Genomic DNA, 11,873 nt, shown 5'->3' with positions numbered 1-11,873 from the left:
GCCCGGTCTGGTCAGTTCGGGCGGACGCCGGCGGCCTTCGCGGCGGCGGCGTCCGCCACGACAGTACCGCCGCTGTCCCCGTCGACGGTGAGCGCACCGGTCATGATCGCCACGACCTCGGACATGGAGTAGTCGGACGGCTTGATCAGGGCCTCGCGCCGTCCCATCCGGTGGACGTGGATGCGGTCGGCGATCTCGAAGACGTGCGGCATGTTGTGGCTGATCAGGATGACGGGCAGCCCCTTGTCGCGGACCCGGCGGATCAGGTCGAGGACCTGGCCGGACTCCTTGACGCCCAGGGCCGCGGTGGGCTCGTCCATCACGACGACGCTGCGGGCCCAGGCGACGGCGCGGGCCACCGCGACGGCCTGGCGCTGACCGCCGGAGAGGGTCTCCACCGGCTGGGTGAGCGAGCGCAGGCCGATCTTCAGGTCGGCCATGTGCGCGGCGGCCTCCTCGCGCATCCGCTTCTTGTCCACCATCCGCAGGACGCTGCCCAGCGGACCGGGCCGGAGCAGTTCGCGGCCGAGGAACATGTTGGAGGCGATGTCCATCGAGGCGGCCACCGCGAGGTCCTGGTACACCGTCTCGATGCCGTGGGCGCGGGCGTCCTGCGGCCCGTTGAAGCGGATCGCCTCGCCGTTCAGGCGGATCTCGCCCTCGTCCGGGGTGACGGCGCCGGTGAGCGCCTTGATCAGGCTGGACTTGCCGGCGCCGTTGTCGCCGATGACGGCCAGCACCTCGCCGGGCAGCAGGTCGAAGTCGGCGCCGTCGATGGCGGTGACGTGGCCGTAGCGCTTGACCAGGCCCCGGGCCTGGATCACGGGGGTGGCCGTGGCGGTGATGCTCATCAGCGGATCCTCTTCCGGGAGATCTGGTCGACGGTGACGGCGAGGATGACCAGGACGCCGGTGATCAGGGTCTGGTAGATGGAGGCGACGCCCATCAGCTGCAGGCCGTTGCGGAACACGCCGACGATGAGGGCTCCGATCAGGGAGCCCAGGACGCTGCCGCGGCCGCCGAACAGGCTGGTGCCGCCGAGGACGACGGCGGTGATGCTGTCGAGGTTGTCGGTCTGCCCGGCCTGCGGGTCGCCGACGCCGGTGCGGGAGATCAGCAACAGCGCGGCGATGCCGTAGACCAGTCCGGCGATCGCGTAGAGGCCGATGGTGAGGCGTCCGGTGCGGATGCCGTTGAGCCGGGCGGCCTCGGGGCTGTTGCCCAGGGCGTAGACGTGCCGGCCCCAGGAGGTGCTGCTCAGCAGGTAGGCGAACAGGCCGAACAGGCCGAGAGCGACGAGGGAGCCGTAGGTGACGTCGGTGTCGCCGAGCGGGAACGTCTCACCGAGGAAGGTCAGCGCCCGGGGCAGGTCGCTGACGGTCTGTTCGTTCGAGTAGATGTGGGTGAGCGCGAAGGCCACGTTCAGCATGCCCAGCGTCACGATGAACGGCGGGAGCGGGATCAGCTTCACCAGCAGGCCGTTGAGGAGTCCGAAGCCCGCGCACACGGCCAGGCCCAGTGCGATCGCGACCAGCGGTGGGACGGTGCCGTTGGCGGCCATCTTCGCGATCACGATCGACCCGAAGGCCATCACCGCGCCGCAGGACAGGTCGATGCCCGCGGTGAGGATGATCAGCGTCTGTCCCACGGCCAGCGCACCGACCACCATCACCTGCTGGATGATCAGGGAGAAGTTCCCGCCGGACAGGAACTGATCCGTCATCAGGGAGAAGAAGGCGCAGGCCAGCACGAGCGCGGCGAGCGGGCCCGCGACCGGGGCCGTCGCCAGCCGCCGCAGCGTCGACGGCCCGGTCAGGTTTCCGTACGGGACGGTGGATGTGGTCATGGAAGGTCCTTGCCGGTGAAGCGGATCGGGAGCGCCGAACGGGTGGCGTCACGACGGATGGGAGCGGTCCGGGCCGGGTCGGGGCAGGAGATCCGGCCCGGACCGCTGGTTCAGGGGGGCGCGGATCAGCCCCAGCAGTTCTCCAGGCCGTATGCGGTGTCCTTGGCGTCGACGCCGGCCTGCGGCTTGTCGGTGATGAGGTTGACGCCGGTGTCGGTGTAACCGATGGGCTTGACACCGGACTTGGCGTAGTCGGCGACGGCCTTGACGCCCTGGGAGGCCATCACCAGCGGGTACTGCTGGGAGGTCGCGGCGATCTTTCCGTCCTTGACGGCCTGGGTGCCGGTGCAGCCGCCGTCGACGGAGACGATCAGGACGTCCTTCTCCCGGCCCTTGGCCTTCAGCGCGGTGTACGCGCCCAGCGCGGCGGGCTCGTTGATGGTGTAGACGACGTTGATGTCGGGCGCCTTCTGCAGGCAGTTCTCCATGGCGGTCTGGCCCTTGGCCTGGTCGCCGCCGGTGTCCTGGGAGCAGACCACCGACGGGTCGCCCTCCGCGATGCCGAAGCCCTTGAGGAACCCGTCGTGGCGCAGTTGGCCGACGGCGACGCCCGGCGCGAGGTCCAGGGTGGCGATCTTGGCACTCTTGCCCGCCATCGCGGCCTTGGCGTACTGGCCGATCAGCTCGCCGGCCTTCTCGTTGTTGGTGGCGAACAGTGCGTCGGTGCCGTCGGTGGGGTCGGTGGGGCTGTCGAGGGCGATCACCAGGACGCCCTTGTCACGGGCCTTCTTGATGGCGGGCAGGATCGCCTTGGAGTCGCTCGGGGTGATGAGGATGCCCTTGACCCCGGCGGCGACCATGTTCTCGATCGCCGCGATCTGGCCCGCGTTGTCGCCGTCGAACTTGCCCGCCGCGGTGCTCAGCGTGACGTTGTTCTCCTTGGCGGCCTTCTGCGCGCCCTCCTTCATCTTCACGAAGAACGGGTTGGTGTCGGTCTTGGTGATCAGGCCGACCTTGACCGCACCGCCGGAGGAACCGGCGTCCGCGGAGCCCTTCGAGCCGGAGCCGCACGCGGTCAGCGTGAGCGCCAGACCGGCGGCCAGCGCAACGGCCGCGGTTCTGGTCAGGGTGGTGCGAGAGGCGAGGGGCATGGTGGCTCCTGGGGGTGCGGCCCGGGTGGACAGGGCGGGAATCAGCTGTATCGGGAATGTCATCGTTGACTTATGTCATCGTTGACATCGGCTTGGGAGTGATGATGAAGTCTGCGCAACCCGGGCCACAAGCCCTTCCGGCGTAACGACTGGGTAACGCGGCCGCAATCAACCTCGCCGCCCGGCGGAGAGCCGCCCGCCCGGTTCCGGCAACCCAGAGCGCCCTGCTCGCCCCTGTTCCTCCTAGAATCCGAAAGGCGCAACGATGGCCCAGCGCCCGATCGCCGTCCTCGGGGAGTGCGTCGCCGACGCCTTCGCCGACGCCCTCCAGCCCCGCCCCGGCGAGCTCGCCCTGCGCGTCCTGCCCGGTGGCGGACCGGCCAACACGGCCGTGGCGCTGGCCCGGCTCGGCACCCCCACCCGCTTCCTCGGCCGGATCTCCGACGACGCCTTCGGCGCGCTCTTCCGCGGCCACCTCGCCTCCTCCGGCGTCGACCTCTCCGGAGCCGTCGCCGCCCGCGAGCCCAGCACCCTGGCCATCGCCACCTTCGACGCGCACGGCCAGGCCCAGTACTCCTTCCACGCCGAGGCCACCGCCGACTGGCAGTGGACCGCCGCCGAACTCGCCGCCGCCCGGCCCGAGGACGCGGCCTGCCTGCACACCGGCTCACTCGCCCTGGTCCGTGCCCCCGGCGACGAACGCATCGAGGAGGCGCTGCTGCACGCCCGCAGCGGCGCGACCGTCTCGATCGACCCCAACGTCCGCCCCCTGCTGGTCGATCCGGCCGTCTACCGGCAGCGGCTGCCGCGCTGGTGCGCGCTCGCCGACATCCTGCGCCTGAGCTCGGACGACCTGGAGCTGCTGATGCCCGGTGTCACGCCCGAGCGCGCCTGCGACGCCTGGCACCTTGCCGGAGTCCGACTGGTGGTGGTCACCCTGGGCAGCCGCGGCGCGCTGGCCTCGCTCGACGGCGTCCGGGTCCTCGTCCCCGCGCCGCGGACCGAGGTCGTGGACACCATCGGCGCCGGCGACTCGTTCACCGCCGGCCTGCTCCACCGCCTCTCCCTGGCGGGCCGCCTGGGCGGGCGACTGGAGCAGCTGACCGCCGACGAAGTGGCCGACGCCTGCCAGTACGCGGCCCGCGTCGCCGCGTTCACCTGCTCGGTCGCCGGACCGAACCCGCCCTGGGCGCACCAGTTGGAGTCCGTCCCCGCCACCGCCTCCCAGTGACGGCGTCCCCCTGCCCCTGCTCACCGAAAGCGACAGCCGTGAAGAAGACCCTGCTGGCCGAGTTCACCGCGAAGCCCGGCCACGAGGATCAAGTCGCCGCCTTGGTGGCCGACTTCGCCCTGCTGGTCCGGGCCGAACCCGGCAACCTCGCCTTCGACGTCTACCGCAAGGCGTCCGACCCCCGTGCCTACTGGATCTTCGAGGAGTACCGCGACGAGGCCGCCTTCACCGCCCACCTCGCCGCCCCCCACGGGGCTCCCTTCAACGCCCGGCTGGTGCCGATGATCGAGGAGGACGCCTCCGTCCTCACCTTCCTGGACCCCGCCGGCTGAGCGGGCGGCCCCCGCCGCCCGGGCGCGCCCACCAGGCCGACCCGGGCCGCGGCGGCACGCCCGCGCGCCGCCCGCGCCGTCGCGAACCCCCAGTTTCACCGGAGGGGACCCGGCGGACACGAATCCGTAACGGGCTGTTGACACCGGCCGCCCGGTGCGGCCATCGTCGTCGCAGCCCCATTGCCCAAACGTTTTGGCAGGACGAGTGAAACGAGTCGGAATCAAGGACGTGGCCGCGGCGGCGGGCGTGTCCGCCACGACGGTCTCCCACATCCTCAACGACGTCCAGGGCAAACGGATCAACGCCGAGACTCGGCAGACCGTCCTGGCGGCGGCCGAGCGCCTGGGGTACCTCCCGAACAACCTGGCCCGCGGGCTGCGGCTGAGCCGCTCCTACACCGTGGGGTTCCTCAGCGACGAGATCGCCACCACCCCGCACGCCGGGCTGATCATCAAGGGCGCCCAGGAGGCCGCCGCCGAACGCGGGCTGCTGCTGCTCATGCTGAACACCGGCAACGACCGCGAGCTGGAGCAGAAGGAGATCGACCTGCTGCTGCAGCACCGGGTCGACGGGATCCTGTACGCCTCGATGTACCACCGGACGGTGGAGGTGCCCGGGCAACTGCGCTCGGTTCCCACCGTCCTGCTGGACGCCCGGTCCGACGACCCGGCCTTCCCCTCGGTCGTCCCCGACGAGGAGCAGGGCGGCCGCACCGCCACCCGGGAGCTGCTGGAGCACGGCCACCGGCGGATCGGGTTCGTCACCAACTCCGACGACATCCCGGCCACCTCGGGGAGGCTGGCCGGCTACCGCAGCGCACTGGCCGAAGCCGGCATCGGCTTCGACCAGGCCCTGGTGTCCGCCGACCGCTCCGACGCCCAGGGCGGCTACCGGGCCGCGCGCCGCCTGCTCGACACCGCGCACCGGCCCACCGCCCTGTTCTGCTTCAACGACCGGATGGCCATGGGCGCCTACCGGGCCGCCGCCGAACTCGGACTCACCATCCCCGGGGACCTGTCGGTGGTCGGCTTCGACAACCAGGAACTCATCAGCGAGAACCTCTTCCCCGCGCTGAGCACCGTCGCCCTCCCGCACTACGAGATGGGCGCGCGGGCCATCGCACAACTCCAAGCCGTGATCGACGCACCGGAGCCCGCAGGCGGCCCGCGCAGCCAGGAAGTGCTGCACTGCCCGCTGGTCCGCCGGGACTCGGTCGCCCCACCGCCCCGGCTCTGACCCCGAGGCGGTGAAGCAACACCACCACGGCGACCGTCGACACCGGTCGCCAGGCGAGGCCCTTCCAGGACCCGCCCCATGAAATCGGAGAAACCATGAGATCTGAGGTCAAGCGCCTCGCGGCCACCAGTCTAGCCATCGTCACCGCGGCCACCGTGCTCGCCGGCTGCTCGGGGAGCAGCGGATCAGGCTCCGGCGCGGACGGCGACACCCTGACCCTGTGGACGCACAACGCCGGAAACGCCGCCGAGTACAAGGTCGTCCAGCAGATCGTCGACGACTTCAACGCCAGCCAGGACAAGTACAAGGTCAAGATCCAGGCGTTCCCGCAGGGCTCCTACAACGACGCCGTGGTCGCCGCCGCCTCCGCCAAGAAGCTGCCGTGCATCCTCGACGCCGACGGGCCCAACGTGCCCAACTGGGCCTGGGGCGGCTACCTGGCGCCGCTGGACATGAACGGCAGCGAGACCGCGGTCGCCGACCAGCTCCCGAGCACCGTCGGCACCTACAACGACAAGCTCTACGCCTTCGGCCACTACGACGTCGCGCTGACGATGTTCGCCCGCAAGTCGGTGCTGCAGGCCCACAACATCCGCATCCCCACCATCGACAAGCCCTGGACCTCGGACGAGTTCACCGCGGCCCTCGCCGCCCTCAAGGCGAGCGGCACGTTCGAACAGCCGCTTGAGATGGGCACCGGCGGCAGCGGCGAGTGGTGGCCCTACGCCTACTCCCCGCAGCTGCAGAGCTTCGGCGGCGACCTCGTCGACCGCTCGGACTACAAGAGCGCCAAGGGCGTGCTCGACGGGCCCGAGGCCGTCGCCTGGGCCACCTGGTTCCGCTCCCTGGTCACCAACGGGTACATGGCGCAGAAGTCCGGCACCAGCCCCAACGACGACTTCCTCAACGGCAAGTCCGCCATCGAGTGGGACGGCAGCTGGGACGCGGCGAAGAACGCCGAGAAGCTCGGCGACGACCTGGCGATCCTGCCGCCCGTCGATCTCGGGCAGGGCCCCAAGATCGGCGGCGCGTCCTGGCAGTGGGGCATGAGCGCCACCTGCAGCAACAAGGCCGGCGCCCAGGAGTACCTGAAGTTCTCGCGCAAGACCCAGTACTTCGTGGACTTCGCCAAGGCCACCGGCACCATCCCGGCCACCGCCGCCGCCTCCGCGCAGATCCCCGGTTACCAGCCCGGCGGCCCCTACGAGGTCTTCACCCGGGAAGCCCGCAAGTTCGCCGTGGTGCGGCCCGTCACGCCCGCCTACCCGTACATCTCCTCCGTCTTCGAGAAGACCGCCAAGGACATCCTGGCCGGCGCCGACCCGAAGAAGACGCTCTCCCAGGCCGCGGACCAGATCGACTCGAACCTGAAGAGCAACAACTACTACGCCAACTGACGGCCCCGCCCCGCGCTCCTCCGGTGGAGCCGCCTTCCCCGCTCCACCGGAGCCCCCTTTCCCGTCCGGAGTCCCCGTGACCACCCTCGTCCCACGCGCCGGCACCCGGCCCCCGGGCCGCGATCCGCGCACCGCGGCTCGCCGCCGCGAACGCCTGACCGCCCTCGGCATGGTCAGCCCCGCGGTCCTGCTGCTGCTGGTCTTCTTCGTCATCCCGGTCGTCCTGGCGTTCGCCCTGGCTTTCACCAGCGCCCGGCTGATCTCCCCGACCCCCGCCCACTTCGTGGGCCTGCGCAACTTCACCCTGCTCTTCCAGGACCCGGTCTTCTTCCGCTCCCTGCTCAACACCGCCGTCTTCGCGGCCGTGGTGGTCCCCGTGCAGGCCGGACTGGCCCTGGCCCTGGCCCTGCTGGTCAACACGAAGGTCGGCGGCACCAACTTCTTCCGCACCGTCTACTTCGTCCCGGTCGTCACCTCGATGGTGGTCATCTCCATCGTGTGGATGTTCCTCTACCAGAAGACCGGTCTGGTCAACCACCTCATCGACACCTTCAGCCTCGGCCACCTGCACGGCCCCGACTGGCTGAACGACCCCTCCACCGCACTGCCCGCGATCATCTTCATGTCCGTATGGCAGGGCGTCGGCTTCCACATGGTCATCTGGCTCTCCGGGCTGCAGACCATCCCCGCCGACCTGCACGAGGCCGCCGCCATCGACGGCGCCGACCGCTGGGCCCGCTTCCGCCACGTGACCTGGCCCGGCCTGCGCGCGACCCGCACCTTCGTCCTGATCACCATCACCATCGACGCGCTGCGCCTGTTCACCCAGGTCAACGTCATGACCCAGGGCGGCCCGCTGGACTCCACCACCACCGTCGTCTACCAGGCCGTCCACACCGGCTACGACCAGCAGCAGACCGCCTACGCCTCGGCGATCTCCCTGGTGTTCTTCGTCCTCGTGCTGGCCGTCTCCCTCATCCAGCGCTTCCTCACCCGGGAGAAGGACTGACATGGCGACCACACCCACCCCGGCCCCCGGCCCCCTGCGGCGGACCCTGCGCCGCATCCCCGGACACGCGCTGCGCAGCGCGCTCGCCCTGGTCTTCGTCTTCCCCATCGTCTTCATGCTGATCTCGTCGTTCAAGCCGGACCAGCAGATCTTCGCCGACCTCGGCAGCATCAAGGCGTTCCTGCCCGTCGGGCAGCTGTCGCTGGACAACTACACCGCGGTCTTCGACCGGGTGCCGGCCGGCCGCTTCCTGCTCAACTCGATCGTCATCTCGGCCGTCACCGTCGTCCTGGGCATCGTCGTCAACAGCCTCGCGGCCTTCGCTCTGTCCCGGATGCGCTGGCCCGGTCGCCGACTGCTGCTGGTGCTCATCATCGCGACGCTGATCGTGCCGTTCGAGACCTTCGCGCTGCCGCTGGTGTGGTGGGTGAACAAGCTGCCGTGGCTGGAGCTGAACGGCTTCCACCTGGCGCTCACCGAAGGCTGGCTCGACACCTACCGCGTGCAGATCCTGCCGTTCGTCGCCAACGCCTTCTCCATCTTCCTGTTCCACCAGTACTTCCAGAGCATCCCGAAGGAACTCGACGAGGCCGCCCGGATGGACGGCGCGAGCTGGTTCGGCATCTACCGGCGCATCGTCATGCCGCTGTCCGGGCCCGCCGTCGCCACCGTCGCGATCCTCACGTTCCTGCCCATGTGGAATTCCTACCTGTGGCCCCTCATGGTCGTCCAGGACGAGAACCTGCGGCCCGTCATGGTCGGCATCCAGTACTTCTTCCAGCTGAACGTCTCCTGGGGCCAGATCATGGCGTACTCCACCATGATCACCGTTCCGGTGCTGGCCCTGTTCCTGGCCTTCCAGCGCTCCTTCATCAACAGCATCGCCTCCAGCGGCGTGAAGGGCTGACCCGCCCTCCGCCACCCACCGAACGCCGCGCCCAGGCGCCCGCCGGCGCCGTCCGCACCCATTCGAAGGACGCCCTTGTCCACCTCGCCCGCCGACCCGCACCTGCCCGCCGTCCACCTCAGGCCGCCCAGGAACTGGATCAACGACCCCAACGGCCTGTCCTTCCACGACGGCCACTACCACGTCTTCTTCCAGTACAACCCGCACGCGCCCACCCACACCCGGGTCCACTGGGGGCACTACCGCAGCCCCGACCTCATCACCTGGGAGCCCCAGCCGATCGCCCTGGCCCCGACGCCGGGCGGCCACGACGCGGACGGCTGCTACTCCGGCAACGCCGTCTCCGACGGCTCCCGCATGGTCGCCTTCTACTCCGCGCACCGCAACGACCGCTGGTGGCAGCCCGTCACCTCCGCCGAGTCCCGCGACGGCGGACTCACCTGGGACAAGCGGCTCGAACTGCTGATACCCACGCCCCCCGACGGCGCCACCATGTACCGCGACCCTTACGTCTGGCGCGAGGGCGGCCGCTGGCGGATGCTCGTCGGCGCCAGCGTCGAAGGCGACCGGGGGACCGCTTTCCTGTACGAGTCCGCCGACCTGGAACAGTGGGAGCTCCGCGGCCCGTTCCTCACCGACGACGACGGCCACGCTCCCGGAACGGGTGGCTGGACCGGCTGGGAGTGCCCCCAGTACGCCCCCTTCGGCGAACAAGGCGCCCTGGTGGTCAGCCTCTGGGACGCACTCGGCGGCCCGCGCGATGTCCGGGTCTACGTCGGCAGCGAAAGCGACGGCGCCTTCACCCCCACCGCGCACCACCGGCTCGACCACGGCCCCGACTTCTACGCGCCCGCGCTGCTGCCCGCCCCCGACGGCCGCTGGCTGCTGTGGGGATGGTCCTGGGAGGCCCGCGACGCCGCGTGGAGCGGCGAGGCCGGATGGGCCGGCACCCTGACCCTCCCGCGCGAAGTCACTCTCACCCCCGACGGCCGGGTCCACCAGCAGCCCGCCCGGGAGATCCTCCGGCTCCGCGGCCCCCGCACCGTCCACCTCCCCGAGCGGGCGGCCGGGTCGGAGCCCCTCGACCTCGGAGAAGTCGGCCCCGCCTTCGACCTGACTGCCCGGCTGCGCCCCAGCACCCGGGAGCCCGGCGGGCTGCGCCTGAGCACCGCCCCCGGCGAGCACCTCGACATCACGCTCGACCCGGTCGCGGGAGAACTCGTCGTCGACCGCGACCACGCCTCCCTCGACCCCCGGGCCCGGCCCGGCCGGTACCGGCTGCCGCTGCCCGAGGGCACCGCTCCAGGCAGCGGCGTCGACCTGCGCGTCGTCGTCGACGGTTCGATCGTGGAGGTCTTCCTCGGCACCGGGGAGGCGCTGACCCTGCGCTGCTACCCTACCGGCACTCCGCCCTGGCGCCTGCACACCCTCGGCCCGGTGCACCTCACAGCGCAGGCATGGGACTTCGTCCCCGGCAGCCGGACGAGCCGGCTCGAACCTTCCGCGGTCCTGGCCGCGCCCGCGCACTGAACGCGTGACAACGACGGCGGCGCCCCCGACCCCTTCCGTGTCGGGGGCGCCGCCGTCGTGCGCGTCAACGTCCCGGTGCGGCCACCGAACCGCGCTCCCGCAGCGGCATCGGGATCCGGTGCACTGCGCTGCCCAGCGGCTCCCCGCCGAGGACCAGCTCCATCGCGGTGCGGCCCATCTCGTAGTGCGGCAGCGCCAGGGTCGTCAACGCGGGACGCAGCCACGACGCGATGTCCTGGTCGTCGAACGAGACGGCCGACACGTCCTCCGGGACGGTGAGCCCCGCTTCCGCGAGGGCCTGGTAGGCGCCGAAGGAGAGCCGGTCGGTCGAACACACCAGGGCCCGCGGCCGCCGCCCGGCCTCCAGCAGCGCCCGGGTCTCCCGGTAGCCGTCCTCGGCGTTCCACTCGCACTCGACGACCCCGTCCAGGACCACCCGCTCCTGCCGCAGCACCTCCTGCAGCCCGCGCATCCGCTCGTTGCCGGCGAACGTCCCCTCCGGGGTCGCGGGGATCGCCTGGTGGCCGCCGATCGCCCAGACCCCGTCCCGGTGCCCGGCGGCCAGCAGCGTCCGCCCGGCCGCGCGGCCGGCCTCGACCTCGTCGGGGATCACCGACGGCGCGTCGAACCCCGGGGCCAGGCAGTTCAGCAGCACCACCCGCCGACCGTGCAGGTCCTTGGGCGGCGTGATGTACCTGGTGTACATGGACGCCAGGACCACCGCGTCGACCTGACGGTCCACCAGGGCGTTCACCAGCGCCGTCTCGGTGTCGGCCGAGCCCTCGCTCTCGACGATGAACAGCAGGTGGTCGTGCGCCCTCGCCACCTCCAGCGCGCCGCGGATCACCTCGCCGGCGAAGGGGGTGGTGGTGATGGCGTCGGAGACGAACCCGATCGTCCGGGTGACCCGGGTGCGCAGGCTCCGCGCCGTCACGTTCGGCCGGTAGCCCAGCGCCGCGGCAGCCTCCCGCACCCTCGCCTGCGCCGCCTCGGAGATCCGCATGTCGGTGCGCCCGGACAGCACGAAGGAGGCGGTGGTCTGCGAGACCCCCGCCTGCCGAGCGACGTCGCTCATGGTCACCCGTCGGTCGGTCAATGTCGTTCACCCCTGTGCGATGGTCCTCCGGCAACCCGCGTGGGGGCGACGATGCGGAGGAACGGCGTTGTCTGTCAAGTTCTGCACGGTCGGTGCCCGCCGGGCGGCGGCAGACCGCCGAGCGGCGCCGCACGGTT

11 protein-coding genes are annotated in these 11,873 nt (G+C 71.1%); 7 read left to right on the top strand and 4 right to left on the bottom strand.

What is annotated here, in order from left to right; all coding sequences use genetic code 11:
* Positions 1-11: 11 nt before the first annotated feature.
* The 3 genes from BX266_RS05215 to BX266_RS05205 all read right to left on the bottom strand — a co-directional run bounded on the left by BX266_RS05215 (position 12) and on the right by BX266_RS05205 (position 2,997).
* A complete protein-coding gene (locus tag BX266_RS05215; protein ID WP_099897743.1) occupies positions 12-851 on the bottom strand; it encodes an ATP-binding cassette domain-containing protein in 840 nt (279 codons plus the stop codon).
* A complete protein-coding gene (locus BX266_RS05210) occupies positions 851-1,846 on the bottom strand; it encodes an ABC transporter permease (protein WP_099897742.1) in 996 nt (331 codons plus the stop codon). Before BX266_RS05210 ends, BX266_RS05215 begins: the two co-directional genes overlap by 1 nt.
* Before the next feature lie 125 nt (positions 1,847-1,971).
* Positions 1,972-2,997, bottom strand: coding sequence for a sugar ABC transporter substrate-binding protein (locus tag BX266_RS05205; protein WP_099897741.1), 1,026 nt, complete (start codon positions 2,995-2,997; stop codon positions 1,972-1,974).
* A gap of 265 nt (positions 2,998-3,262) precedes the next feature.
* On the opposite strand from BX266_RS05205, the gene BX266_RS05200 reads away from it, so the two are divergent.
* The 7 genes from BX266_RS05200 (at position 3,263) to BX266_RS05170 (ending at position 10,640) form a co-directional block, all read left to right on the top strand.
* The gene (locus BX266_RS05200; RefSeq protein ID WP_099897740.1) at positions 3,263-4,228 is read left to right on the top strand and encodes a carbohydrate kinase; all 966 of its coding nucleotides are present in this window, start codon (positions 3,263-3,265) and stop codon (positions 4,226-4,228) included.
* A gap of 38 nt (positions 4,229-4,266) precedes the next feature.
* The gene (locus BX266_RS05195; RefSeq protein ID WP_099897739.1) at positions 4,267-4,560 is read left to right on the top strand and encodes a putative quinol monooxygenase; all 294 of its coding nucleotides are present in this window, start codon (positions 4,267-4,269) and stop codon (positions 4,558-4,560) included.
* Between the two features lie 205 nt (positions 4,561-4,765).
* Positions 4,766-5,797, top strand: coding sequence for a LacI family DNA-binding transcriptional regulator (locus tag BX266_RS05190; protein WP_099897738.1), 1,032 nt, complete (start codon positions 4,766-4,768; stop codon positions 5,795-5,797).
* 95 nt (positions 5,798-5,892) lie between these two features.
* Positions 5,893-7,194, top strand: coding sequence for an extracellular solute-binding protein (locus BX266_RS05185; RefSeq protein ID WP_099897737.1), 1,302 nt, complete (start codon positions 5,893-5,895; stop codon positions 7,192-7,194).
* Between the two features lie 76 nt (positions 7,195-7,270).
* Positions 7,271-8,203, top strand: a complete 933-nt coding sequence (locus BX266_RS05180; RefSeq protein ID WP_259464551.1) for a carbohydrate ABC transporter permease — start codon at positions 7,271-7,273, stop codon at positions 8,201-8,203.
* A 1-nt stretch (position 8,204) separates the two neighbouring features.
* Positions 8,205-9,110, top strand: a complete 906-nt coding sequence (locus BX266_RS05175) for a carbohydrate ABC transporter permease (protein WP_099897736.1) — start codon at positions 8,205-8,207, stop codon at positions 9,108-9,110.
* A 75-nt stretch (positions 9,111-9,185) separates the two neighbouring features.
* Positions 9,186-10,640, top strand: coding sequence for a glycoside hydrolase family 32 protein (locus BX266_RS05170; protein WP_099897735.1), 1,455 nt, complete (start codon positions 9,186-9,188; stop codon positions 10,638-10,640).
* 64 nt (positions 10,641-10,704) lie between these two features.
* Here BX266_RS05170 and BX266_RS05165 read toward each other — a convergent pair whose 3' ends face one another.
* Positions 10,705-11,715: a LacI family DNA-binding transcriptional regulator gene (locus BX266_RS05165; RefSeq protein WP_180290388.1), complete on the bottom strand. Its 1,011-nt coding sequence runs from the start codon at positions 11,713-11,715 to the stop codon at positions 10,705-10,707.
* Positions 11,716-11,873: the final 158 nt, after the last annotated feature.

It is taken from the genome of Streptomyces sp. TLI_171 (assembly GCF_003610255.1).
Lineage (GTDB): Bacteria > Actinomycetota > Actinomycetes > Streptomycetales > Streptomycetaceae > Kitasatospora.
This window is presented reverse-complemented; position numbering and strand designations above follow the sequence as displayed.

Excerpts from the sequence above, each read along its gene's own strand:
- BX266_RS05185 (WP_099897737.1), top strand. The coding sequence starts at position 5,893 with ATGAGATCTGAGGTCAAGCGCCTCGCGGCCACCAGTCTAGCCATCGTC.
- BX266_RS05210 (WP_099897742.1), bottom strand. The coding sequence starts at position 1,846 with ATGACCACATCCACCGTCCCGTACGGAAACCTGACCGGGCCGTCGACG.
- BX266_RS05175 (WP_099897736.1), top strand. The coding sequence starts at position 8,205 with ATGGCGACCACACCCACCCCGGCCCCCGGCCCCCTGCGGCGGACCCTG.
- BX266_RS05200 (WP_099897740.1), top strand. The coding sequence starts at position 3,263 with ATGGCCCAGCGCCCGATCGCCGTCCTCGGGGAGTGCGTCGCCGACGCC.
- BX266_RS05215 (WP_099897743.1), bottom strand. The coding sequence starts at position 851 with ATGAGCATCACCGCCACGGCCACCCCCGTGATCCAGGCCCGGGGCCTG.
- BX266_RS05205 (WP_099897741.1), bottom strand. The coding sequence starts at position 2,997 with ATGCCCCTCGCCTCTCGCACCACCCTGACCAGAACCGCGGCCGTTGCG.
- BX266_RS05165 (WP_180290388.1), bottom strand. The coding sequence starts at position 11,715 with ATGAGCGACGTCGCTCGGCAGGCGGGGGTCTCGCAGACCACCGCCTCC.